The organism is Asticcacaulis sp. DW145 (assembly GCF_037101385.1).
GTDB classification, from domain to species: Bacteria; Pseudomonadota; Alphaproteobacteria; order Caulobacterales; family Caulobacteraceae; genus Asticcacaulis; species Asticcacaulis currens.
The window spans coordinates 1,890,937-1,915,573 of record NZ_AP029024.1 but is presented as its reverse complement, the minus strand read 5'-3'; the positions used below and the strand labels follow the sequence as shown (position 1 = coordinate 1,915,573).

At 61.9% G+C, this 24,637-nt stretch carries 22 protein-coding genes; 11 read left to right on the top strand and 11 right to left on the bottom strand.

What is annotated here, in order from left to right; all coding sequences use genetic code 11:
- Positions 1–276: 276 nt before the first annotated feature.
- The gene (locus AACH73_RS08870) at positions 277–468 is read left to right on the top strand and encodes a hypothetical protein (RefSeq protein WP_272742460.1); all 192 of its coding nucleotides are present in this window, start codon (positions 277–279) and stop codon (positions 466–468) included.
- A 42-nt stretch (positions 469–510) separates the two neighbouring features.
- Here the strand turns inward: AACH73_RS08870 and AACH73_RS08865 are convergent, their stop codons facing one another.
- Both AACH73_RS08865 and AACH73_RS08860 read right to left on the bottom strand, forming a co-directional pair.
- The gene (locus AACH73_RS08865) at positions 511–750 is read right to left on the bottom strand and encodes a DUF2798 domain-containing protein (protein ID WP_338734598.1); all 240 of its coding nucleotides are present in this window, start codon (positions 748–750) and stop codon (positions 511–513) included.
- Positions 751–938: 188 nt separating this feature from the next.
- Positions 939–2,894, bottom strand: a complete 1,956-nt coding sequence (locus AACH73_RS08860) for a sialate O-acetylesterase (protein ID WP_338734596.1) — start codon at positions 2,892–2,894, stop codon at positions 939–941.
- A 343-nt stretch (positions 2,895–3,237) separates the two neighbouring features.
- Between AACH73_RS08860 and AACH73_RS08855 the strand changes: the two genes are divergently transcribed.
- The 7 genes from AACH73_RS08855 (at position 3,238) to AACH73_RS08825 (ending at position 12,088) form a co-directional block, all read left to right on the top strand.
- Positions 3,238–4,299 carry a LacI family DNA-binding transcriptional regulator gene (locus AACH73_RS08855; protein ID WP_272742458.1) on the top strand — a complete coding sequence of 354 codons (1,062 nt, stop codon included), beginning with the start codon at positions 3,238–3,240 and terminating at the stop codon, positions 4,297–4,299.
- A gap of 229 nt (positions 4,300–4,528) precedes the next feature.
- Positions 4,529–5,704, top strand: a complete 1,176-nt coding sequence (locus AACH73_RS08850) for a fumarylacetoacetate hydrolase family protein (RefSeq protein WP_338734594.1) — start codon at positions 4,529–4,531, stop codon at positions 5,702–5,704.
- A gap of 87 nt (positions 5,705–5,791) precedes the next feature.
- Positions 5,792–6,541 carry an SDR family oxidoreductase gene (locus AACH73_RS08845; RefSeq protein WP_272742456.1) on the top strand — a complete coding sequence of 250 codons (750 nt, stop codon included), beginning with the start codon at positions 5,792–5,794 and terminating at the stop codon, positions 6,539–6,541.
- Positions 6,542–6,675: 134 nt separating this feature from the next.
- On the top strand, positions 6,676–7,587 hold the full coding sequence (locus AACH73_RS08840; protein ID WP_338734593.1) for an SMP-30/gluconolactonase/LRE family protein: 912 nt from the start codon (positions 6,676–6,678) through the stop codon (positions 7,585–7,587).
- A gap of 9 nt (positions 7,588–7,596) precedes the next feature.
- Entirely contained in the window at positions 7,597–9,381 is a 1,785-nt protein-coding gene (locus tag AACH73_RS08835; protein ID WP_338734592.1) for an IlvD/Edd family dehydratase, read from the top strand.
- Positions 9,382–9,709: 328 nt separating this feature from the next.
- Complete coding sequence (locus AACH73_RS08830; RefSeq protein ID WP_338734591.1) at positions 9,710–11,140, top strand: sugar porter family MFS transporter; 1,431 nt, start codon at positions 9,710–9,712, stop codon at positions 11,138–11,140.
- An 84-nt stretch (positions 11,141–11,224) separates the two neighbouring features.
- Entirely contained in the window at positions 11,225–12,088 is an 864-nt protein-coding gene (locus AACH73_RS08825; RefSeq protein WP_272742452.1) for an aldose 1-epimerase, read from the top strand.
- 2 nt (positions 12,089–12,090) lie between these two features.
- Here the strand turns inward: AACH73_RS08825 and AACH73_RS08820 are convergent, their stop codons facing one another.
- The 8 genes from AACH73_RS08820 to fucP all read right to left on the bottom strand — a co-directional run bounded on the left by AACH73_RS08820 (position 12,091) and on the right by fucP (position 19,237).
- A complete protein-coding gene (locus tag AACH73_RS08820) occupies positions 12,091–12,504 on the bottom strand; it encodes a cupin domain-containing protein (RefSeq protein WP_272742451.1) in 414 nt (137 codons plus the stop codon).
- A 205-nt stretch (positions 12,505–12,709) separates the two neighbouring features.
- Entirely contained in the window at positions 12,710–13,447 is a 738-nt protein-coding gene (locus AACH73_RS08815; RefSeq protein ID WP_338734590.1) for an SDR family oxidoreductase, read from the bottom strand.
- 169 nt (positions 13,448–13,616) lie between these two features.
- Positions 13,617–14,816, bottom strand: a complete 1,200-nt coding sequence (locus tag AACH73_RS08810) for a UxaA family hydrolase (RefSeq protein ID WP_338734589.1) — start codon at positions 14,814–14,816, stop codon at positions 13,617–13,619.
- Complete coding sequence (locus AACH73_RS08805) at positions 14,809–15,117, bottom strand: UxaA family hydrolase (protein WP_272741511.1); 309 nt, start codon at positions 15,115–15,117, stop codon at positions 14,809–14,811. The genes AACH73_RS08810 and AACH73_RS08805 overlap by 8 nt, the downstream gene beginning before the upstream one ends.
- A 14-nt stretch (positions 15,118–15,131) precedes the next feature.
- On the bottom strand, positions 15,132–16,139 hold the full coding sequence (locus AACH73_RS08800; protein ID WP_272741510.1) for an aldo/keto reductase: 1,008 nt from the start codon (positions 16,137–16,139) through the stop codon (positions 15,132–15,134).
- Between the two features lie 164 nt (positions 16,140–16,303).
- Positions 16,304–17,083: an IclR family transcriptional regulator gene (locus AACH73_RS08795; RefSeq protein ID WP_013479394.1), complete on the bottom strand. Its 780-nt coding sequence runs from the start codon at positions 17,081–17,083 to the stop codon at positions 16,304–16,306.
- The gene (locus AACH73_RS08790) at positions 17,080–17,934 is read right to left on the bottom strand and encodes an amidohydrolase family protein (protein ID WP_338734588.1); all 855 of its coding nucleotides are present in this window, start codon (positions 17,932–17,934) and stop codon (positions 17,080–17,082) included. Before AACH73_RS08790 ends, AACH73_RS08795 begins: the two co-directional genes overlap by 4 nt.
- A gap of 1 nt (position 17,935) precedes the next feature.
- Positions 17,936–19,237, bottom strand: coding sequence for an L-fucose:H+ symporter permease (gene fucP, locus AACH73_RS08785; protein ID WP_272741508.1), 1,302 nt, complete (start codon positions 19,235–19,237; stop codon positions 17,936–17,938).
- Between the two features lie 296 nt (positions 19,238–19,533).
- Here fucP and AACH73_RS08780 point away from each other — a divergent pair, with 296 nt between their 5' ends.
- Both AACH73_RS08780 and cdd read left to right on the top strand, forming a co-directional pair.
- Positions 19,534–20,481, top strand: a complete 948-nt coding sequence (locus AACH73_RS08780; RefSeq protein WP_338734587.1) for a Gfo/Idh/MocA family oxidoreductase — start codon at positions 19,534–19,536, stop codon at positions 20,479–20,481.
- A gap of 144 nt (positions 20,482–20,625) precedes the next feature.
- A complete protein-coding gene (gene cdd / locus AACH73_RS08775) occupies positions 20,626–21,015 on the top strand; it encodes a cytidine deaminase (RefSeq protein ID WP_272741506.1) in 390 nt (129 codons plus the stop codon).
- Positions 21,016–21,071: 56 nt separating this feature from the next.
- Here cdd and pyk read toward each other — a convergent pair whose 3' ends face one another.
- Complete coding sequence (gene pyk, locus AACH73_RS08770) at positions 21,072–22,520, bottom strand: pyruvate kinase (protein ID WP_272741521.1); 1,449 nt, start codon at positions 22,518–22,520, stop codon at positions 21,072–21,074.
- A 590-nt stretch (positions 22,521–23,110) separates the two neighbouring features.
- Here pyk and AACH73_RS08765 point away from each other — a divergent pair.
- The gene (locus AACH73_RS08765) at positions 23,111–24,460 is read left to right on the top strand and encodes a sugar MFS transporter (RefSeq protein WP_272741505.1); all 1,350 of its coding nucleotides are present in this window, start codon (positions 23,111–23,113) and stop codon (positions 24,458–24,460) included.
- Positions 24,461–24,637 lie beyond the last annotated feature (177 nt).

Below are 24,637 nucleotides of genomic sequence, written 5' to 3'. Positions count from 1 at the left end.
CATAGGGATTTGGTCCCGCCGGGTCAATGACGAATTGCCCTCGGGCGGTCACGATTGTGCGCGGGGTCTGTCGCTCTGCGTAACATACCGGGACTCTACCGTGGAAAAGCCCGATTTCGCCTCATTGCGGCTTTATTTGGCGGCGATAGGTCTCGATCTTTTCCGGCGGGGGATCGCCCGGCGCGGTTTCGACTGTCTCGAAACGACGCCTCCACCTTTGACGCGCGTCCTATCCACAAGGCTTGACCTTTGGGATGCGTTTACGGGAGAGCCCTGATGTATCGAATCTTTTTCCTCAATGCCGAAGATGCCGAAGTGACCTCGGTGCCGTGGGGATCGGACCTCAATCTGGCCATCGACCACGCCAAGGCCCACCTGCCGGCCCACAGCCGCTGGCACGGCGCGACTCAGGCACGCATCTACGACGTCAACACGCAGCAACTGGTCTTTCAGTACCCCAATCCGTGATGTGTGCCCTCTCCTCCGGGGAGGAGAGGGTCTTTTTGAGGTTTATGGTTCGGCGACCACCAGCCTGACGATGCGTCTGACCAGAGGCAGCACCATCAGAAGTGTGGGGAAGGCGATCAGCCAGGACAGGCCCCAAGCGGGCAGCCAATGGCCGATAAAGCCTGCGGAAACCCCCACAGCCTTTAGCGTCGAAATCAGCGACACCACAAAAGTCATGAAGATCGACAGGATAAAGGGCAGGGCGAACGCGCCATAGCGCGCCGGTAAGCGTGGAAACAGCATAGTGTCTCTTTCGGGAATAATGTCAGCACAGGGCACCTTTGATCAGGCCCCGTCCACTGACGGGGGGTGAGGTGCGTTGCTTGACGTTACACGCTTACGGTCGGTTGCCGACGCCATCACTCTAGCAAAGGCGGTGAACGGGGGCAAGTCATGCCGCGGATGCCCCCGTCACCGCCTGAGCAATCGGCCTACGGGATGTCGATCTGAAACGGGGCGACCGGCAGGTCGCTGGCGCTGAAGAGATTGACATAGGGCGAGTCGGCCCAGCCATAGCGGACCTGTCTGGCCGTCGCCGCGCCTTTCAGCACCACCGCATCGCCTTCGACCGTGGCGCTGACATAGCGGCAGGCGCCGTCGCAGGCTTCAAAACCGATGGCCTGATCCGATGAATAGGTCAGGAGCTTTCCACCCGTGTCGCGGAACCGGATCACCACATCCGCGCCGCGGCGGGTGGCTGAGACGGGTTCGGGCGACAGGGCGACGGTTTCGCCATAGGCCGCCTTGCGCATCCCGAGCGCCACGCGCTCACCCACCACCTTTTTCTGAGTCGGATGGATGTCGGTGCGGTCGCCCACATCGAGGCTGACGGCCAGAGCGGTCTTCGCGTCGGCATCGACACTCAGGCGCTGGGATTCGCGTAAGGCCGCCCATTGCGACGGGGCGGGGCCGTTCACCACCGGCCCGAAATTGGCCAGTTGCACGACGACGACGGGCAGGTCGGGTTGACGGAAGCTGGCGCGCCAGTCGGCAAACAGGGCAGGCAGCAGACGGCTATATTCCCTGTCATTACTGGCATTGGCTTCGCCCTGATACCAAGCCACCCCCTTAAGAGTATAGGGGGCGATCGGCGCGATCATCCCGTTATAGAGGGTCGCCAGCCCGGAGGTGGGCAGCCACGGTGTGGTCGGCACATCGCTGAGGCCCGACATCGGTGTGGAAATTTTGTATTTCCATACTTCCGGAATTTGAATAATATTGCCATCGCTGAGGTAAAGTCCGCGGGGCTTGGGGTCACCCCACATGCCGCCACCGCCGCCCGTATCGACGGCGCGCAGAGCGATGACATTGCGTCCGGCCTTCAGCACGCCTTTAGGAATCTCATAGCGACGCGGTGTGTTCCAGCCTTCGCTGGAGCCTATGACCTGACCGTTGATGAAGGTGGTATCGGCATCGTCCACCGCCCCCAGCACCAGCGTGGTGGCCGATTTGACCTGCGCTGCGCTCAGGGTGATCTCGCTGCGATACCACACCACGCCGTCAAAACCCGCAAGGGCCGGGTCGCCCGACTCTTCCCAGAAGTGCGTCGTGTCCATGGTCTTCCAGTCGCGGTCGTCATAGGTGGCGGTCGCCCATTGGCGCTTTTCGGCCGCCTGAGGTTCGTGGGTATCCCACCAGGTCTGCGTCACCTTTTGCCAGCCCTTTTGCGCCGCCTGCGGGTCGCGGGCATAGAGGTTCAGCGTCTCAAGGCCGGTATCGTAGCTTTTGAGCTGACGCAGGGTCGATTGGCTCAGCCACGACTGGATCATGGTGCCGCCCCACGACGAATGGATCATGCCGATGGGGACGCCCGTCTTTGCCGCCAGCGCCTTCGACATGTAGTAGCAGACGGCGGAGGTGTCGCCGGTCGTTTCCGGTCCGACGGCGCGCCACGCCGGGGCCTTGGGCAGGTCGCTCAGCGGGCCGGCGGGTTGTGCGTCCTTTTCGACCGTGACGAAGCGGATACGATCATTGGCCGAGCTCATGATCTCGTTATAGGCATTGGTGGCGTATTTGGTGGTGAACTCCATGTTCGATTGCCCCGAACAGAGGAACACGTCCCCGACCAGAAGGTCTTTCAGTGTTGCTCCACCTGCCAGGCTGAGCTCGTAAGGGCCGCCTGCGGGCAGGGGGGACAGGGTCGCCTCCCAGCGGCCCGATGCGTCGGCCTTTGCGGTCGCTGTCTGACCGGCGATGCGCAGCGTGACCGTTTCGCCCGTGTCGGCGAAGCCCCATATCCGTACCGGGGCCTCTCGTTGCAGGACGGCGTGATCGCCAAAGATGGCGGCAAAACGCGGTGCAGCTTCAGCCGTCGCAGGCCCCGTCAGGGGGGCGATCAGGGACAGGCTCAGCAGGGCGCTGGTCAGGCGCAGGGATGTCAGTGTCATGGGACCGTCTCCATTGCGTGGGGGGGATAATCGTCGCTCGGTAAGGGCCGTGACGCACAGCCGCGTCCGGTCGGTTCAGACGTGAGTCGCGATCCGCAGGCGAGAGTCGTTACGCGCATTTGGGCGGTCATAAGGTCGTCTTCCCTGATCGTCTCGCTTCTGTTTTTCGGTCGAGATCGCGTCTTAGGCTTATGACAGCGTTTACTTTTTTTCAAGTGAGAATTTATTTCACCAATGAAAGCAAGGGGTCCGTCCCCCTTTACCTTTGCTGGTTTGACGTGCGACAATTGTACGAGTGTATCCGATTCAGCGTCCTGTGGCGCGGCACGCAAGGGGTAGAGCATTGGCGCGTAAGGTCAGTCGTCGCGGCGGTAATATCGTCACCATTCATGACGTGGCCCGGCATGTCGGCGTGTCGCCTATGACCGTGTCGCGCGTCATCAACGGCGAAAAGAACGTCCGCGAAGAGACACGCAAAAAGGTGGCCGAAGCTATCGAGGCGCTGAACTATTCGCCCAATATGGCGGCGCGCTCTCTGGCGTCTCAGGATTCGTCGCGCATCGCCCTGATTTATTCCAACCCGTCCATGTCCTTCCTGTCGGAACTGCTGCTGGGCATACTGCACCAAAGCTCGCAAAGCGGCTGTCAGTTGATCATCGAAAGCTGCGAAGGCCCCGAAGGCGTGGCCGACGTGCTCGACAAGCTGAAATCGCTGGGGGTGGATGGCGTGGTCCTGCCGCCCCCTCTGTCGGATTCCACGCGCGTGGCTAAGGCCCTGCGTGAGATGGGCCTGCCGTTCGTCGGGGTGGCGACCTCGCGCCCCTCGCCCGATGCGGCCAGCGTCTCCATCGACGATTTCAAGGCGGCCTTTGCCATGACGCAGCGTTTGATCGCGCTGGGTCATCGCCGCATCGGCTTCATCAAGGGTCACCCCAACTCCTACTACAGTCAGTTGCGGCACGAGGGCTACATCGCCGCCCTGACCAAGGCCGGTCTGACGCCGGAAGACAAGCTGGTCGGGCAGGGCTATTTCACCTATCGCTCCGGCTTCGATGCCGCCGAAAGCCTGCTGATGCGCGATGAGCGTCCGACGGCCCTGTTTGCCTCCAATGATGACATGGCCGCCGGTGCCGTGGCCTCGGCCCACCGGCTGGGCCTCGATGTGCCGAAGGATGTGACGATTGTCGGGTTTGATGACACCTCGATGGCCTCCTCTGTGTGGCCGGAACTGACCACGGTGCGTCAGCCGATCTCGGACATGGCGTCTTTGGGGTTGAAGATGCTGCTGGAGCAGATTCGCACGCGCCGTTCGGGGCAGCCCTACGCCCCGGTGCACGAAATCCGCGACTTTGCCATTATCGAGCGTCAGTCATCTTCCCCGCCGGGCGAAGACGCCACCGATTGACGCGTTACAAAATACACCCGCACGGGTCTCGCCTCTTGACAAGAGGCCCCGACTTCTGTGAATGGTAGCGCTATCACTCGCCTGTTTTCAACACGGCCGTCGCCGTGGAGTGTGGCGTGTGCAAAAAACAGAAATAAGTCCGGGGGTTTTCACCCGGATGCTACAGGTTGAGCAGAGTCCATTTCCTTCCGGCTGCCCGGACGATTCGTAACAGCAAAGGTTCGTCACCATGACCGATTCCCTCCCTGCCGCCATGCTCCCGGTGGATTGGCGCGACGCCACGCTGGTGGGACGTGTTCTTCTGCCCGAAGGCCCGACCCCGGTCCTGGTCAGGGGGGGCGAGGTGTTTGACATGAGCGCGGTGGCTCCGACTGTGGCGCAGCTTCTCGCCGCGTGGCCGGAAAAGGGCGCTCCCGCGGGGGGCAGGAGCCTCGGTAAGCTCGAAGACTTCGCGTTCCAGAAGTCCTGGGAAGGCCAATCGACCCTTCTGGCCCCCATCGACCTTCAGGTGGTCAAGGCGGCCGGCGTGACCTTCGCCGTGTCGGCGGTGGAGCGCGTGATCGAAGAACGCGCGCGCGGCGATTACAACAAGGCTCAGGCCATCCGTGACGATCTGGCGGCGCGTGTGGGCGGCGATATCCGCTCGGTCGTGCCGGGCACCGAAGCGTCCGCCAAGCTGAAAGAGGCGCTGATCGCCGATGGCCTGTGGTCGCAATATCTCGAAGTCGCCATCGGCCCGGATGCCGAAGTCTTCACCAAGGCGCCAGTCCTGTCGTCGGTCGGCTGGGGCGAAGAGGTCGGCGTGCGCTCCGACTCGACCTGGAACAACCCCGAACCCGAAGTAGTGATGGTCGTTGATCCGAAGGGCCGGGCGCTGGGTGCGACTCTGGGCAATGACGTCAATCTGCGCTGCTTCGAAGGCCGCTCGGCGCTCCTGCTGGGCAAGGCCAAGGACAACAACGCCTCGTGCGCGCTGGGGCCGTTCATCCGCATGTTCGATGAGGGTTTCACGCTTGATGATGTGCGTTCCGCCGTGCTCGATCTGCGCATCGACGGACCGGAAGGCTATGTGCTGGAAGGTCGCTCCTCGATGGACCAGATCAGCCGCGATCCGCTGGAACTGATCCGTCAGGCGCTCAGCGAGCATCATTATCCGGACGGCTTCGTCCTGATGCTGGGTACGCTGTTCGCGCCGACGCAGGACCGTGACACGCCGGGCCGCGGCTTCACGCACAAGGTCGGCGACATTGTCACCGTGACCTCGCCGAAGCTCGGCACGCTGGAAAATCGCGTCACCACCTCGAAAGACGCGCGCGCCTGGACCTTTGGTATTGTCGCCCTGATGCAGAATCTGGTTTCGCGCGGCCTGCTGAAGGTCGAAACCTTTAAGGCCGACGCGGCCTAGATGTAATTAAACGTGCATCCTTTATAAGAAACGCAGAAACCGTTTCCGGGTGCCCCTTGGTGTTTGTTTGTAGAAAGTCCAGAAGACATGTCGTCTGCCATCTATCCGAGCCTGAAAGGGCGTAAGGTTCTCATCACCGGCGGGGGGTCGGGTATCGGCGGAGGGCTGGTCAAGGCCTTCGTCAATCAGGGGGCGAAGGTGCATTTCATCGACCTCGTGGATGAGGTTTCCGCCACCATCGACACGGGAGTTCTGGGCGTTGCGCCGGTCTATCATCAGTGCGACCTGACCGACACGCCGGCGCTGGAAAAGGTGCTGGCGACCATTCAGGCCGACGGGCCGGTGACGATTCTGCTCAACAATGCGGCGCGCGACGACCGTCATTCGCTGTCGGAAATCACGTCGGAATTTTTCGACAAGAATATTGGCGTGAACCTCAAGCATATGCTGATGGTTACCCGCGCCATTGCGCCGGGCATGAAGGCTGCGGGCGGCGGGGCCATCATCAATTTCGGCTCGATCTCCTGGCACCTCGGTCTGCCGGACCTGACGCTCTATGAAACGGCCAAGGCCGGTATCGAGGGCATGACGCGCGCTCTGGCCCGCGAACTGGGCCGTGACAATATCCGCGTCACCACCATCATCCCCGGCAATGTCAAAACGCCGCGCCAGATGAAGTGGTACACGCCCGAAGGCGAGCGTCAGATCGTTGAAGCCCAATGCCTCGACGGCCGTATCGAGCCGCAGCACGTGGCCTCTCTGGCCCTGTTCCTCGCCTCTGACGACGCCGCCCTGTGCACCGGCCACGGCTACTGGATCGACGCCGGTTGGCGATAAGCCTGACCGAGGCGGTTTCGGTGGTTTGACTTGTTTATGCCTCCCTGCCCCTGGGGGCGGGGAGGGGGACCGTTTGATCTAGCAAATGGTGGTGGGGGAGGGGGTGTTGCCTCACTCTCCGTCGGAGGAAACCCATGACCCAACTGTTCCAACCGACCTGTGTTCTCGACCTCAGGGCCACGCTGGGCGAAGGACCAGTATGGTCGGCACGCGATCACGCCCTGTGGTTCGTCGATATCAAACAAAAGCGCGTCCACCGCTACGATCCCGACATCGGTTCGCATCAGTCCTTCCTCGCCCCGTCCGAGCCGGGCTTCCTCGCGCCCAAATCACGCGGCGGCTTTGTCGTTGGTTGCAAGACGGGCCTGTACGATTTCGACCCCAAAACCGGCACCTTTACCCTGCTGAGCCATGTCGAGCCGGGCCTGCCGACCAACCGCCTCAATGACGGCTTTGTCGATGCCAGGGGCCGCCTGTGGTTCGGGTCGATGGACGATGATGAAGAAAAACCCACCGGTCGGCTCTATCGCTACGACGCGCGCGGCCTGAAGGTGATGGACGACGACTACGTCATCACCAATGGCCCGGCGGTCAGCCCGGACGGCAAGACCCTCTATCATAACGATACGCTGAAAAAGCACATCTACGCCTTCGATCTCGACGACCACGGCGACATCCATAACAAGCGCCTGTTCGCGCAACTGGACGCCACGGGCAAAACCGGGGGCAAAACCGGCGCGCACGGCGAAGGCTATATGGATGGCCCGATCGTCGATAGCCAGGGCCAGGTGTGGGTCGGGCTGTTCTTCGGCTGGGGCGTGCATGTCTATGCGCCGGATGGGACTCTGATCCGCAAGGTTGATCTGCCGGTGTCGAACGTCACCAAGATCGCCTTTGGCGGCCGCGACCTGAAGACCGTCTATGCGACGACGGCGGCCAAGGGCTTAAGCGCCGATGATCTGAAATCGCAACCGCTGGCCGGGGGGCTGTTCAGCTTCCGCAGCGACGTGGCGGGTCAGCCGCAAAACGAAATAAATTTCCTCTGAGGGCAATCCATGAGCCGTAAACCCGCGACCCCCAATGGCCGTTTCCGTTCACAGGAATGGTTCGAAGCCCCCGGCCATATCGACATGGCGGCGCTCTATCTGGAGCGCTTCATGAACTACGGCATCACGCCGCAGGAACTGCGGTCGGGGCGGCCCATTATCGGTATCGCGCAGTCGGGGTCGGACCTCAGCCCGTGCAACCGCATCCACCTCGATCTGGCGCAGCGCGTGCGCGAAGGCATCCGCGATGCGGGCGGCATCTGCATGGAATTTCCCTGCCATCCCATCTTTGAAAACTGTCGCCGTCCGACTGCCGCCGTCGATCGCAACCTCAGCTTCATGACGCTGGTGGAAATCCTGCATGGCTATCCGCTCGATGCGGTGGTGCTGACGACCGGCTGCGACAAAACCACCCCGGCGGGCATTATGGCCGCCACCGCCGTCGATATTCCGGCCATTGTGCTATCGGGCGGGCCGATGCTCGACGGCTGGCACGACGGCGATCTGGTCGGTTCCGGCACGGTCATCTGGCGCTCACGCCGCAAGCTGGCTGCCGGTGAAATCACCGAAGACGAATTCCTCGAGGCCGCCTGTGCCTCGGCCCCGTCGGCGGGGCATTGCAACACCATGGGCACGGCCTCGACCATGAACGCCGTGGCCGAAACCCTTGGCCTGTCGCTGCCCGGCTGCTCGGCCATTCCGGCACCCTATCGGGAGCGAGGGCAGATGGCCTATGAGACGGGCCGCCGCATCGTCGAAATGGCCTATGAGGACCTCAAGCCCTCAAAAATCCTGACCAAGGCCTCTTTCCTCAACGCCATTGCGGCGGTGGCGGCGCTGGGCGGTTCGACCAATGCTCAGCCGCACATCGTGGCCATGGCGCGCCACGCCGGGGTGGAGCTGACGCCGAAAGACTGGATGGCGGCCTATGACATCCCGCTGATCCTCAACATGCAACCGGCGGGCAAGTATCTGGGCGAGCGCTTCCACCGTGCGGGCGGCGTCCCGGCCATCCATGTCGAGCTGTTGAAGGCCGGGATGCTGGACGGCACGGCGGCGACGATCACCGGCAAGACGATTGCCGAAAACGTCGAAGGCCGTGAAACCCACGACCGGGAAATGATCCGCACCGTGGCTGAACCGCTGATGGAGCGGGCGGGCTTCCTGGTGCTCAAGGGCAATCTGTTCGACTTCGCCATCATGAAGACGAGCGTGATTTCGCCCGAATTCCGTCAGCGTTATCTGTCTGAACCGGGCCGCGAAGGCGTGTTCGAAGGCCGCGCCATCGTCTTTGATGGCTCGACCGACTATCACGAGCGCATCAATGATCCGGCGCTGAATATCGACGAGCATTGCATTCTGGTCATCCGCGGTTCCGGCCCGGTCGGCTGGCCGGGGTCCGCCGAAGTGGTCAATATGCAGCCGCCCGACGCGCTGCTGAAAAAGGGTATCACCTCACTGCCGACCATCGGCGACGGGCGTCAGTCGGGGACGGCGGACTCCCCCTCCATCCTCAACGCCTCGCCCGAAAGCGCGGTGGGTGGCGGGCTGGCCTGGCTGCGCACAGGCGACACCATCCGCATCGACATCAATACCGGGGCCTGCGACATGCTGGTCTCCGCCGAAGAGATCGAAAAGCGCAAGGCGGACGGTATCCCGGCCTATCCGGAGTCCATGACCATGTGGCAGGAAATCTATCGTCAGACCGTGGGCCAGTTGCACACGGGCGCGGTGATGGAACCGGCGCTGAAATACACGAAGATCGCTGACAAGATGCCGCGGCATAATCATTAGTCAAAAATCTCCTCCCTGTTGCTGCGCAACAGGGAGGAGGGATGTTGCGCAGCATTTTTGCGGTAAAACCTAGTCCTCAGATGTTAGCGCTATCAGCTTTTCACTTGCCAGACTGAAAATTTAAGGCACATTAACCACGCCCGCCGCGCGGTGCGCTAAAGAACCGGTCTCACTTTTTGAGAGAGCGGTCTTTACGATTCGCTGCGCGCGGTTCAGTTTCATTGCGCCTATCCGCCACGCCCGACCACCAACGATACACAGGGACCAGAGAGCGGAAGGTGTCACACGTCTGCAATCCTTCGATTGCACTCAGGGAAGGGAAAATTGAATGTCCTCATCACTTGGAAAGGTGAATATGGGGCTGGTCATGGGGCTCGCCATCGGCGCGGCTCTGGGCGGCCTCCTGTTCGGCTACGATACCGCCGTGATTTCCGGCGCGGAAGAAGCCATCGTCCATAACTTCGTCACGCCGCGCACCGACCTCACCGAGGTGGCGCGCAACTCTCTGGCCGGTACGGCCATCGGCATCGCGCTTCTGGGCTGCGTGCTGGGCTCGCTGATCGCCGGGCCGCTGTCCACCTCGCTCGGCCGTCGCGCCGGGATGCTGATTGCGGCCTTCCTCTTCTTCGCTTCGTCAATCCTGTCGGGCTTTCCGGAACTGGGTCTGGCGCCTATCGGCGGTCTGGGCGTTGAGGGTCTGACGCCCTTCATGATCTATCGCTTTATCGGCGGGGTGGCCATCGGCATGGCGTCGCTGATTTCGCCGCTGTACATCGCGGAAATCGCCCCGGCGAAGCAGCGCGGCCTGCTGATCACCTTCCAGCAGATCGCCATCGTCGGCGGCATGTTGCTCGTCTATTTCGTCAATCTGAAGATCGCCGAATTCGGCACGGACGAGTGGGTACTTTCGACTGGCTGGCGCTACATGCTGGCCTCGGCCGGCATCCCGGCGGCCCTGTTCTTCCTCGCCGCCTTCCTGATGCCCGACACGCCGCGCTGGTACGTCATGAAGCAAAAGGAAGACAAGGCGCGCAAGTTGCTCAGCGAACTGAACGACCCGCGGGAAGCGCAGGCGACCATGGACGAGATCCGCGGCTCGCTGAACGAACATTCGGGCAAGCTGTTCTCCTTCGGCGTCGGCGTCGTCGTGATTGGCGTCCTGTTGTCGGTGTTTCAGCAGTTCGTCGGCATCAATGCCGTGCTCTATTACGCGCCGCTGATGTTCAAGAATATCGGTTCGGGCACCGATCAGGCCCTGTTCCAGACCGTGCTGGTCGGCGCGGCCAATGTGGTGTTCACGCTGGTGGCCACCTTCACCGTCGATAACTGGGGCCGCAAGCCGCTGCTGATCCTCGGCGCTCTGGTCATGGCTGTCTCGATGGCCGCGCTCGGCATCCTGTTCCAGCAGAAGCAGGAAGGTACGCTACTGCTGTACGCCGCCATGCTGTACATCGCCGGTTTCGCCCTGTCGTGGGGCCCGGTCGTGTGGGTGCTGCTGGCTGAAATGTTCCCCAACTCCATCAAGGGTAAGGCCATGGCCATCGCCGTGGCGGCTCAGTGGATATCGAACTACATCGTCACCTGGTCGTTCAAGGTGATCGACGGCGACAGCGCGCTGAACGCCACCTTTAACCACGGCCTCAACTATTACGTCTATGCGGCCTGCTCGGTGCTGGCGGCGGTCTTCGTCTGGAAGTTCGTGCCGGAAACCAAGGGCCGGACCCTTGAGGCGATTGAAAGCCTGTGGAAAAAGTCGTAACATAAAGAGACACAGTAAAGGGCGGCGGAGCTTCGATCAGGCTCCGCCGTTTGCGTCTGAAAAACAAAATTATGGAAATGCCACATGATCGCTCTTTCGACGCTGACCCTGACGGCGCGCGAAACCGCGCTGGAATTGAATCCGGATCTGGGCGGGGCCATTGAAGCCTTACGCCATAAGGGTCGCGACTATATGCGCCCAACGCCGGAAGACGCGCGCGACGTGCTGGAGACGGCGTCGTTTCCGCTGGTGCCCTTCTGTAACCGCATCCGCAATGGCAGCTTTTCTGTCGGCACGCAAAAGGTCAAGATGGCCCCCAATCTGGGTGACCATCCGCACACCCTGCATGGTCAGGGCTGGCGCGCGCGCTGGAGCGTGGTTGAGCAATCGCCGTCGCGGGCCGTCCTGACCTATCGTCATCAGCCGGACGAATGGCCGTGGGCCTATGAAGCGCGGCAGGTGTTTGAGCTGCGACCGGCCGGCCTGCGTGTCTGGCTGAGCGTCAAGAACCTCAGCCCCACCGCCATGCCCGCCGGACTGGGCTTTCACCCCTATTTCAACCGCACGCCGCGGACGCGGCTCAAGGCGCAGGTGGACGGCGTGTGGATGGCGGATGCCGACTGCCTGCCGACCGAATGGCACGCCGGTGTGTGGCGCAAGGACTGGACGCTGGGGGATTTCGTCAACGACACCGGGCTGATCGACCATTGTCATACGGGCTTTGCCGGGCGCGCCGATATCTATGAGGACGGTACGCCGGTCCTTACCTTACGCGCCTCACCGGATTGTCACTGGCTGCACATCTATGTGCCGCCGGGCCAGGACTATTTCTGCGCCGAGCCGGTCAACCATATGCCCGATCCCTTCCACCACGCCAATTCCGGCCTGCGCTGCCTCAAGCCCGGCGAAGTGGCGCTGATCTGGATGGATATAAGCCTGCACAGTTAGGCCTATTTCGTGCGGGCTTTCAACGGGTACGAAATAATAAGGGTCAGCGGCTCATCGCCCATCTGTGTGATGCTGACCTGCGCCCCCTCATAAAGATAAGCCGTCATGCCCTCGGTGAGGGTATGGGTCACGCCGTCCGATTCCACAATGCCGGTGCCGGAAACGACGTAATAGACCTCATCGTGGTCGATAGGGTGAACGCCGATGGCCGCGCCCTTATGCAGGCTGCGCTTGCGGAACTCCATACTGCGCTGTGGGGCCTTGTCGCTGATGCGCCAGGCGGTGGACATACCGATCTTACCGTGCGGAGGAGCCTCTTCGACCACCGTGTCCTTTTCGTCGATAATGACCATGGGCGGGGCTCCGAGGGCGAACGAAGGCAGGGCGATCAGCGCAACCGCAAAGATCAGGCGCATGGGGTTCCTCCTGTTTGGGAAGAGTTAGCCACGAAACGCAGTTCGGCGCAGCCAAAAACACGAAAAGACACGAACTTCATTGCGCTGATTAATCGTGCGAAGCGCCATAAATTACGCTTGCCGCAAATAATCAGAAGCCCTTCGGGCCCCATGTTCCTACGGTTCGGAGTTGGTGATTTTCGTGTTTTTGGTGGCTAAAAAGCCCTTACATCACCCAACCGCCGTCGATGATGTGGGCGCGGCCTGTGGTGAATTTGGATTCGTCCGAGCCCAGATAGACGGCCAGTGCCGCCAGTTCTTCCGGCTTGCCGAAGCGGCCCATGGCCTGACGCGCGGTGAAGTCCTTATAGGCCTGCTCAAAATCGCCCGTGTCGTGCAGGCGTTGCAGCAGCGACGGCGTCTCCACCGTGCCGGGGCAGATGGCGTTGCAGCGGATGCCCTGCGCCACGAAGTCCGCCGCCACCGACTTGGTCAGGCCGATCACCGCCGCCTTGGTGGCGCAATAGGCGAAGCGATTGGGGATGCCTTTGACCGACGAGGCGATCGACGACATGTTGATGATCGAGCCGCCCCCGCGTGCGATCATGTTGGGCAGGATGGCGCGGATCAGGCGGTATTGCGCCGTGACGTTCAGGCTGTTGGAAAAGGCCCAGTCCTGTTCGTCGCAATCGAGAATGGTCCCGGCGTGCACGAAGCCGGCGCAGTTATAGAGGATGTCGAAATTCGGGAACTCAGCGGCGATGGCCTTGACGGCTTCGGCGTCGGTGACGTCGAGCTTGCGCGCGATGACATTCTCCAGCGCCGCCAGTTCCGTCAGGCTGGCGTCGTTGATGTCGGCGGCGATGACGGTGGCCCCTTCGCGCACATAGGCTTCGACGGTGGCGCGGCCAATGCCTTGCCCGGCGGCGGTGATCAGGGCGGTTTTTCCGGAAAGTCGTGACATGGTGCGGTCTCTTGAAATCATTCCCCTCCCCCGTTTTATGGGGAGAGGGTTGGGGTGAGGGGCAAAGACTCTGACGGTGACGGTCTGCGCATTCAGAACCCCCACCACCGCATCTCAGCTTCGCTTCGTGCGGTCCCCCTCCCCAGTAAACTGGGGAGGTATAATTAGGTTACGCCCGGCGCAGCGGGAGGCAGGCCGGGCCCAGCGGGTCGAAGGCCTTATAGGTCAGGATGAACTCCTGATGGCCGAGCGCTTCGGATTTTGTCGGTGCGCCACCGGCGACGGCCAGCACGCTGTCGATAATCTCCTGCCCGACCTCATCCAGCGTGGCGCGACCTTCCATGATCTTGCCGGCGTCGATATCCATATCCTCGCTGAGCTTGCGATAGGTGTCGGGATTGGCGCAGACCTTGATCACGGGCGAAATGGCCGAGCCCACCACAGAGCCGCGGCCCGTGGTGAACAGGGTCACGTGCGCGCCACAGGCGATCAGTTCGACGATTTCCGCATTGTCCGAGATGTTGGGGAAGCCGAAACGCGGCTCACCATCCGGCACCACATCGAGCAGGTAGAGACCGCCCGTCGGCGGCAGATCACCGGGTTTCAGTATGCCGCAGATGGGCGCCGATCCCGACTTGGAATAGGCCCCCATCGACTTTTCTTCCTGCGTGGTCAGGCCGCCTTCGGCATTGCCTGGTGCGAACGACCCAAAGCCCATGACGGTGTAATAGGCCTCGGCCTTCTGAACGCAGGCTTCGAGTTCGGCCCCCAGTTCCGGCGTGACGGCGCGGCTGGCCATGATGGTTTCGCAGCCGACAAGTTCGCCGGTTTCTTCGAACACGCAGGCCGCCCCTTGCGCCCCGAACCAGTCGAAGGCGCGCCCGACCGCCGGATTGGCGGTGATGCCTGACGTGCCGTCCGAGCCGCCGCAGATGGTGCCGATGACCAGCTCCGACACCGCCATCTCGACCACCGGGGCCTGCGCGGCTACGGCTTGCAACCGGGCCACGGCCTCAAGGCCCTTCTGAATGGTCGAAAGCGTACCGCCCGACTGCTGGATGACCAGGGTTTCGCACGGCCGGCCCGACGCCTCGATGGCGGCCTTCAGGCGCTCACGGTTGAAGCTCTCACAGCCCAAAGAGATCAGCAGCACCCCGCCGACATTGGGGTGCGTGGTCACCGCCGACATCACCTTGAAGGCGTAGTCATTGGGATAGCAGCCCGGAAAGCCGATCAGGTGCACGTCGCTATTATCGGACTTGGTGACGATCTGGCGCGCCACGTGGTGGGCGCATTCGACCAGATAGGCCACGGCGATGACATTGCGGATGCCCTTTCGGCCATCAGGCCGCAGATAGCCCTTAAGCATGTGCACCTCCGGAGGCTTCGCGGGTGTGGGACGAGATATAGTCGCTTTTCATATTGTGCATGTGGACGTGGCCACCCTTGGGCGTGTCTTTGGTCATCGAGCCGATGGGCGCGCCGTATTTGAAGATCTTGTCCCCGGCCTTCAGATCACGCACGGCGACCTTGTGACCCACCTCAATGGCCTCGGTAATCGACAAAGCCTCGGCGCCTACCGTCACCACGCTGCCCGCCGCTATCGCCGCGCGGCACACCGCTACATTGTCAGAAGCGTGCAGTAAAATCAGAGGGGAGGGCAGGGACATGGACACTCGAACTCTTACGCTTGCGAAACATCACCGGCCGGCGCATCGGCGCGCAGCAGACCGGCGTCTTTCAGGTCGTGCCACAGCTCGGCAGGGATGGGATGGCTGAACAGCTCGATATTGCGCGCCACCTGCTGCGGGCGGGCCATGCCGACGACGGTACTGGCTACGACTGGATGGAAGCCGGGGAATTGCAACGCCGCGGCGGCCAGCGGCACATGGTGGCGGGTGCAGACGGCCTCGATGTCGCGCACGCGGCTCAGGATGGCCGTCGGCGGAGCCTCATAGTTGAAGTGCGCGCCTCCGGCCAGCAGGCCCGAATTAAACGGGGCCGCCGCCAGAACCGAGACCCCGCGCGCCGCGCAGCGTTCAAACAGGCCATCCAGCGGCGTCTGTTCCAGCAGGGTATAGCGTCCGGCCAGCATCAGGACGTCGATATCGGCTTCGGCTATAACCAGATCGCAGATGGCCGTCTCATTGACACCCAGCCCGATGGCCTGCGTCAGGCCCTGCGCCTTCAGTTCGTGCAGGGCGCGCAGACCACCGCCCAGAAAGGCGGCGAGGTGCCGGGCATGGTCGCTGCCGTGGGTTTCGACCCCCAGATCGTGGACCAGCAGCATGTCGATGCGTTGGCGCTTCAGCCGCTTCTGACTGTCCTCAAACGACCGCATTACGCCGTCATAGCTGTAGTCGAAGTGTTCATCGAAGGGGTCGCCATCGACAAAGCCGTGGCGTTCGGTGCCGGGCGGCGGGGCGGGGATGGGGGTCAGGACCCGCCCCACCTTGGTGGACAGGGTGGCGTCGGCGCTTAGGTCGGCGAGACGGCGCTCGGACAGGCCGTGGCCATAGCGCGGAGCGGTGTCGATATAGCCGATGCCGCCGTCCGTTACGGCCTTGAGCGTCGCTGCCGCCGTAGCGTCATCGACCGGGCGATACAGGTTACCGATGGCCGCCGCGCCGAAACCCAGCGCGCTGACCCGGACCTGTGTGCGGCCTATGGTATGGAGATCGCTGACTGGCACGGTGCATCCCTGTTCATTTTTAAAAATGATTATCGCTTATGAAAAAGTATGTATAGCCGACCTAACGCCGACGCAAGAGGCCTCAGACGCGATTGCGCCGAGCGCGCGCATTTTCCTTTTCGCTCATGAAATCAGCGCGCTGCCGATTTTTAAATTGGCAAAACCTATCCGCCCAGCGTGCGCGACAGCGCTGCCGCCGTGCCTTTCAGGCGCGCCACCGTGTCTTCGAGGCTCAGGCAGCCGTGCGTCTTTAGCCAGGGGATGGTCATGGCCGCGATGACCGTGGTGTCGTTCATCACCGGGCAGGACACGTCCAGCACGCCATCGACGAAATCGCTCTTGGCCTGCACATAGCCCTGATGCAGGGCGCGTTCGGCCACGGTTTCAAACAACTGCCATTCCTGCGGCGTCGCCGTGCCGCGCAGCATGTGCTTCATCTGCTCCTTCAGCTTGGGCGGCTGAAAGGCATAGAGAACGAGGCCAGAGGTCGATTGCACCAGTTGCCGCTGATAGCCGACGCGTACCGAAAAGCCGAGATCGCCCGGCGCTTCGATTCGGGCAATGACCACCATATGGTCGTCGGAGGCAATGGCCAGATGCACGGATTGGCGCACCTGTTCGGACAGGGCCTGCATCAGGGGCAGGGCCGAGGCCAGCAGGTTCTGGCTGGGGCCGCGGCTCATGCCCAGCGAGAACAGCTTGTTGGTCAGTTCCAGCCCGTCGCCCTTTTGCGATTGCGCCACATAGCCGCGATTCTCCAGCACCTGCACCATGCGGAACAGTTCGGACACCGAGCGGTCCAGCCGGTGGGAAATCTGCGACAGGGTCATGGGCCGTTTGTTGGCGGCCAGAAGCTCAAGCACGTCGAGTCCTTTTTCGAGGGCCGGTGCGCGGTATTTCATAGCCTTTTCACCGTCGCTGTGACGGGTATCTTCGCTGATCATGGGACCCCCTGTAGGTCATAAATTCTTTTTGCATTAGTGAAAAAGATGGCCTGACGCTCTGGCGGCGTCAATGGATTTAATTGGTCTGCAAGCCAGTCTTGCCATACCCGCCATTCGCCCTTCAGCCGCACCACGGGCCAGTCAGAGCCGAACAGCAGGCGCTGCGGGCCGAACGTCTGCAGCAGATGCGCCACATACGGAGCGGCTTCATCGAACGGCTGATCGGGGCGCATTTCGGTAAACAGGCCCGACAGTTTGCACACCACATTCGGGTGACGCGCGATGGCCGTCATGGTCTCGGTCCAGTCGCGCGTGTCTTCGGGCTGTGTCTGAGTCGTAGCGATCGGGGGCTTGGCGGCGTGGTCGATGACAATCCGCAAATCCGGATAGCGCTGCGCCACAGTATCTATGGCGGACAGATGGCGCGTAAAAACCAGCGCATCGAAGACCAGCCCCGCCGCCTGCATGGCCGACAGGGCCGGGGCGACGTCCGGGCGCAGAATCCAGTCGTCTTCGGGCAAGCCCTGCAACATCGGACGCAGGCCCTTGAGCTTCGGGTGACGGGCCAGTTCGGCGACCCGTGCCGCTGCGTCCGGGGCCGACATATCGGTCCAGCCGACGACGCCGAGGATCAGCGGCTCGCTTTCGGCGAGGTGAAGCAACCACTGCGTATCGGCGTCTGAGGGCTGCGACTGCACGGCCACCGCGCCGTGCAACGCCTCCCCAGCCGCCGCGCGCAGGTCCGCCGCCGCAAAGTCACGATAGATGGCCGTCAGGTCGGGAGTCGGCCATTCAAAGCCGTGGCGCCCGACCTGCCACAGGTGGAAATGGGCGTCGATGACCGGCGACATCTCAGTGACCGGTCATCTGTACGGGGCCCGTGGCGTCCTTCGGCGCGCGGAAGGCATAGAGGGCGATCACCGCAAAGCAGGCCGCCGTGACCACGAAGGCCGTGCGGATATGGCTGTGGTCGGAGATGAAGCCCATGACCGCCGTCAGGACCGCCCCGCCGACAATGCTCATCACCAGCAGCGACGAACCGGTCTTGGTCAGGTTGCCAAGCCCGGCGACCGAGGTGGCGAAGATGGTCGGGAACATGATCGACATGAAGAAGCTGGAGGCCACCAGCGCCCACAGGCCGTTTTCCCCGCCGGTCACGACGGCATAAAGCATCAGACCGATATTGATCAGGGCGAACAGGCCGAGAATCAGGGTCGGGCGCACCTTGGTCATCAGGCCGGTGCCGATAAAGCGGCCCACGGCGAAGGCGATCAGGGTGTAGTAGAGATAGGTGGCGGCCACCTTGTCGGTCAGGCCCATCTCGGCCTGCGCATAGCGGATCATATAGCTCCAGATACCGACCTGCGCCCCGACATAGAAGAACTGCGCCATGACGCCGAACATGAAGCGCGGGCGCTGGAGCAACTGAACGACCGACTGGAAGAAGCCGACCTCTTCGCCGCTGTCCTCGTGCGCGTTTTGCGTCGCCGCCGCCGGGAATTTCGACAGGAAGACCAGCAGCGCCCACAAAAGCACGACGCAGCCGATGACTAGATAGGGCCCCTGCACGGCTTTGACTTCGGAAATGTAGAAGGCCTGACGCGCGGCGTCGGTCATGGCGGCGAGCGCGGTCTCATCGTGTTCGATACCCGACAGGATGAAATGCTGGCCGATGAAGATACCGGAGAGAGCCCCCAGCGGATTGAAGCTCTGCGCCAGGTTGAGGCGGAAGGCCGCCTTGTCCGGCGACCCCAGCACGGTGATCAGCGGATTGGCCGAGGTTTCGAGGAAGGCGAGACCGGAGGCAATGACGAACAGGCCGCCGAGGAACCAGCTATACTGGTGATTGTTGGCCGCCGGATAGAAGATGAAGGCCCCGGTCGCGTACAGCAGCAGACCGACGACCACGGCGGTCTTGTAGCCCAGCTTGCGCATGACGAAGGCGGCGGGCAGGGCCAGCAGGAAATAACCCATATAAAAGGCCGACTGCACCAGACCCGATTGCAGATCGGTCAGCACAAAGGCCTTCTTGAACTGCGGGATCAGGACGTCGTTGAGGTTATTCGCCACGCCCCAGAAAAAGAACAGGCTGGTAATTAGGATCAGCGGCCACAGGCTTTTCAGGCCCCGGCCCGTCGCGGTTTCGGAGGTCATGTGCGTTTCTTTCCCATTGCGACCGGATCGTTGAAGCCGGTCGTCGTGGCGGGCAGGGCACCACATATGAAGTCTCTTGTCAAATATGAAATCAGCCTGACGTTACCGCTGCGGGGGTGCCGAGAGCCTTTGACAGGTTGTACAGGCGTGATATGGGCTTTTGGGCAATTGTCCGGGTTAATGGATTCAATTATCGTATAAATATTGCGGGAGCGGCTCGGGCCGTGATAACGAAGTCTTCCGCAGTACAGTCTGGCCGCAGGACAAGCCGGCCAAAGCACACATAGGAAGCGTCGATGTTCGGGAAGAAAAAGGTCAAGCCGTTGAAGATCGGTCTGGTGGGGCTGGGCAAGATTGCCGTCGATCAGCACATCCCGTCGATCCGCGCCAACACAGCGCTGGAGCTGGTGGCCGGGTGTTCGCCCAATGCCCGCCCGGACGGCGTGACCGCCTACGATTCGCTGGAAGAGATGCTGGCGGCCCACCCAGAAATCGAGGCCGTGGCTATCTGCACCCCGCCGCAGATTCGGCACACCATCGCCAAACAGGTCATCGCGGCGGGCAAGCACGTGTTTCTTGAGAAGCCCCCCGCGGCCACGCTGGGCGAAGCCGAGGCCATTGCCGATCTGGCGCGCACCAGGGGCGTGACAGTGCTGGCAAGCTGGCACTCGCGCTATGCGCCGGCGGTGGAAACGACCCGTCAGTGGATCGCCGGACGCAAGATCAAATCCATCCATGTCGTGTGGAAGGAAAATGTCCGCCAGTGGCATCCGGGTCAGAAGTGGATCTTCGAAGCCGGTGGCATGGGCGTCTTCGATCCGGGCATCAATTCGCTGTCCATCCTGACGCGCATCGTGCCGGAAAAGGTCATCGTCAAAAAGGCCGATCTGCATATTCCGGTCAATTGCGATGCGCCGATTCAGGTCGAGATGGACATGACGACCGAAAGCGGCGTTGCCATCCGCGCCGATTACGACTTCCTGCAAACCGGTATCCAGACCTGGTCGATCTTCGTCGAGTCCGAAAAGGGTGAAAAGCTGGAGCTGAGCATGGGCGGCACGGGCCTGACCATCGACGGCAAGGAGATCATGAAGGAAAAAGAGGCCGAATATCCCGGCCTCTATGCCCACTTTGAAAAGCTGGTGCGCGCGGGTCAGTCGGACGCCGACTTCTCGCCGCTGCGCATCGTGGCCGACGCCATGCTGCTGGGCAAGCGCATCGACGCCCCGGAATATATTGAATAGCGCACAGTGAAACGCGCTGCGTTTCACTGTGGACTGAATATAGTCAGCTCAGGTCTCGGGGCGGCCCTTCGACCTGAGCTGGCTTTTTTTGTAGATATTTATTGTGACTGGTGACAAGCTCTGCGGCCATAAACGGAGCCAGACTTGTCTCACGATCTGTTTGAAGCGGCCAAGGCCGCAGCGGCTTTCAGCCACTCCCCCTATTCCGGTTTTCCCGTCGGCGCGGCCATACGCACGCCGGACGGGCGTATCTTCAGCGGCACCAATGTCGAAAACCTCGCCTTCCCGCAGGGCTGGTGCGCGGAAACCTCGGCCCTGGCCCAGATGATCATGGGCGGCGCGAAACAGGTGGCCGAAATCGCCATCTTCGCCCCCAAAAAAGCCGCCTGCCCGCCGTGCGGCGGCTGTCGTCAGAAGCTGGCCGAGTTTTCCAACGGCTCGGCACAAATCCATCTGTGCGATGACGAGGGCATAGCCCAGACGGTCACGCTGGCGGAGCTTTTACCCATGATGTTCCGGACCGAACTGAAATAGCAAAGCCCGGCAGGTGATCCTGCCGGGCTTTGGTTTTGCGAACATCCAAACGGCGATCAGCCTTCGAATTCCGGCTCGTTCATCGCCGTGCGGGTCACCTTGGCGACGCGCAGCGCATTCGTCGAGCCTGACTTGCCGAAAGGCATACCGGCGACGATGACGATGTCCTGACCGGGTTCCGAAATCCCTTCTGTGCGGGCGATCTGATTGGCCACCTGCACGGTTTCCGACATGGAGTGCGTCACCGGCGCGGTCTTGGCGTGCACGCCCCAGGTCAGCGCAAGGCGACGGGCGGTCTCCAGATTGGGCGTCAGACCCAGAATCGGGGCCGTCGGGCGCTCACGCGCGACGCGCAGCGCCGTGTTGGCCGAATTGGTCAGGGCGACGATAGCCGAAGCCTCGATGGTCTGAGCCACCTGACGCGCGGCGGTAGCGATAGCCCCGGACACCGACTTTTCCGTTTCCGGGCGGCGGCGGTCGGTCTGCATGCGCCAGTCACCGTCCTTTTCGACGCGATCGACAATGCGGTCCATGATGGTGACGGCTTCGACCGGATACTGACCCGCCGCGGTTTCCGCCGACAGCATGACCGCATCGGCACCGTCATAAACCGCCGTGGCCACGTCCGACGCCTCGGCGCGGGTGGGGGTGGGGGCCGAGATCATGGATTCCAGCATCTGGGTGGCGACGATCACCGGCTTGCCCAGCGCACGGGCGGCCTTGATGATGCGCTTTTGCGCCAGCGGCACTTCTTCGGGCGGCAGTTCGACGCCGAGGTCGCCGCGCGCCACCATGACGGCGTCGCTAAGCGCGAGGATTTCGTCCAGATTGTCGAGCGCCTGCGGCTTTTCGAGCTTCGACAGCACCCAGGCGCGGCCATTGATCAGACCGCGCGCCTCAATGACGTCTTCGGGGCGTTGCACGAAGCTGAGGCCGATATATTCGACGCCGCGTTGCAGGGCGAACTCCATATCCGCGCGGTCTTTTTCGGTCAGGGCCGGGATGGGCAGCACCACGTCAGGCACGTTGACGCCCTTGCGGTCCGACAGGCGGCCACCGGTTACTACGATGGTTTCCAGATGGTCTTCGCGCACATGGGTAACGCGCAGCTTCAGCTTGCCGTCATCGAGCAGCAGGTGCGAGCCGATCTGCGCCGCGCCGATGATTTCCGGATGCGGCAGGTTGGCGCGCGTCAGATCGCCGGGCGTCGGGTTGAGATCGAGGCGGAAGGTCTGCCCCGGCGTCAGCACAATTGCGCCGCCCATGAAACGACCGACCCGCAGCTTCGGGCCCTGCACATCGGCCAGAATGCCGATCGGGCGACCGGTCTTGGCCTCCAGATCGCGGATCAGGTCGATATTGCGGCCGTGGTCTTCGTGGCTGCCGTGCGAGAAGTTGAGGCGGAAGACGTCGGCTCCGGCCTGAAACAGTTGTGCCAGCATGTCGGCATTGGACGAGGCGGGGCCGAGGGTGGCGACCAGTTTGGTGCGGCGGCGGCGAAGTATTTTCAAAGGACCAACTCTTCTTGGAACAGGGACGCTAAGGTCATTGCGCTTCGTGTGGCATTGGGACGGCTCTGGGCAGCTCTTGTTCCCCCGAAATGCGCGCTTTTGGGTTCGTGCAGACCAAAGTCGTGTTCTGTCCCTTGGGTCAAGTCACATTTTGAGTAACAAACGGCCAGGGTTTGACAAAAGCCCTGAGAAAGGAAGCGGTACTCCGAAGCCGATGTGGCGCGTCTTCGCCGTTTCGGCTTTGGTGACACTTATGTTGCGCAGCATAAGCGTGCGAGATGACAACATGTGAGGGAGGCCGGCGTCCCCAAATACCCCTCTGTGCAGAAGCCTGTGGTCCGTCCGGGCGCGTCTGTAGTAATGACATCGCTGTCAAAGCTGTGGATAATATCACCGTTATCTTGTCTGACAATTTGTCGTGCAAATGAAAGAAATTGTTGGTAAATGCCAGTTTGATCGTCACCGTTAAATTTTTCGATTGCAAAAATCCGGAATTGCTGGATTTTTGATATTTGATTTATTTAATCGGTGCGGGCCTAAAAAACGTCTGTGAAAAGTCACTCGCAACCTACAGGTAGGGGTACATGTCTGAATCATCCAGCACCGCCAAAGGCGGCAGCGGTCTCGCGCTAGCCGTCGTCTATGTGACCACGCTCTTCTTTATCTGGGCCGTCGTCACCAATCTGCTCGATCCGCTCGTGAAGACCATGAAGACCGTCTTCACCCTGACGCCCGTTCAGGCCATGCTGACCGGCTTCGCCTTCTTCATCGCCTATTTCGTCATGTCCCTGCCGTCGGCAGCCTTCCTGTCGCGCTTTGGTTACGCCAAGTCGGTCATGGTCGGGCTGGGCGGCATCGCAGCGGGGTGCTTTATCGCCATCGCGGCGGCCAAGCTGCACATCTACACCGTCTTCCTAGTGGCGCTGTTCACCATGGCGTCGGGCGTGACCCTGCTTCAGGTGGCGGCCAACCCGCTGATCGCGTCTATGGGTAAGCCCGAAGACTCGGCCTTCCGCCTGAACCTGTCGCAATCCTTTAATTCTCTGGGTGCGGCCTGCGGCCTCTTCTTCGGCGCGTCGTTCCTGCTGAACGGCGACATCTTCAAGAAGGACGTGGTCATCACCGAGGTGATGAAGCAGGAAGCTCTGGGCTTTGTGACCAACGTCTATATGGCCATCGGCGTGGCTCTGGTCATCTTCATCGCCCTGATCTTCATGGTCCGCGAAAAGATCACGGCGGCGGCCCCCAAGACCGGCCAGCTCGTGTCGCCATTTACCGCCCTGACCTCTAAGTGGGCGAATCTCGGCTCCATCGGCATCTTCCTCTATGTCGGTGCCGAAGTGGCCATCTCGCTCAACCTGCTGCTGTTCCTCGAACAGACCAGCATCCTGAACCTCGAAGCGCAGTCGGCCGGTCACCTGACCACCTTCTACATGCTGTTCGCCATGATCGGCCGTTTCGCCGGTTCGGCCCTGCTTAAGGTCGTGCGTGACTACGTTATGCTGACGGTTGTGGCCGTGGGTGCCATCGCCCTGTCGCTGCTCGTCATCTTCACCAAGGACATGGTGCCGTCGGAACCGACCGGCATGGTCAATGTGATCCTGACCAGCGTGCCGGTGACCACCGGTCTGATCCCGGCCTTCGCGGCCCTGCTGATCGGCCTGTTCAACTCGATCATGTTCCCGACCATCTTCACCCTGACTCTGCAACGTTCGACCGCGCCGACCTCGGCCACGTCGGGCCTCTTGTGTATGGCTATCGCCGGTGGTGCCGTTCTGCCGCTCGCCTTTGCCAAGATTCAGGAAATGACCGGCTCCATGTCGATGGGCTTCATCGCGCCGCTCCTCTGCTACGTCTATGTTCTGTGGTTCTCGTTCGCCTGCCGTAAGGCACCGACGCACGCCATCGAAGAAGGCGTATCCGGCGGGCACTAGAGCCTTCGGCGGCTCTGTTGAGCCGCTTCAGGTCTCTAGTCTTTTAGTAACGCCTGATGTGTTTCCGAAAAGTGGCCTCCACTTTTCGGCATGAGGCTCACCCCCCCCCCCTGCCGGGCGGTTCGTCACGGGGGCGAACCGTCCGGTATCTTCAACCATAAAAGACCCCGGCTGAGA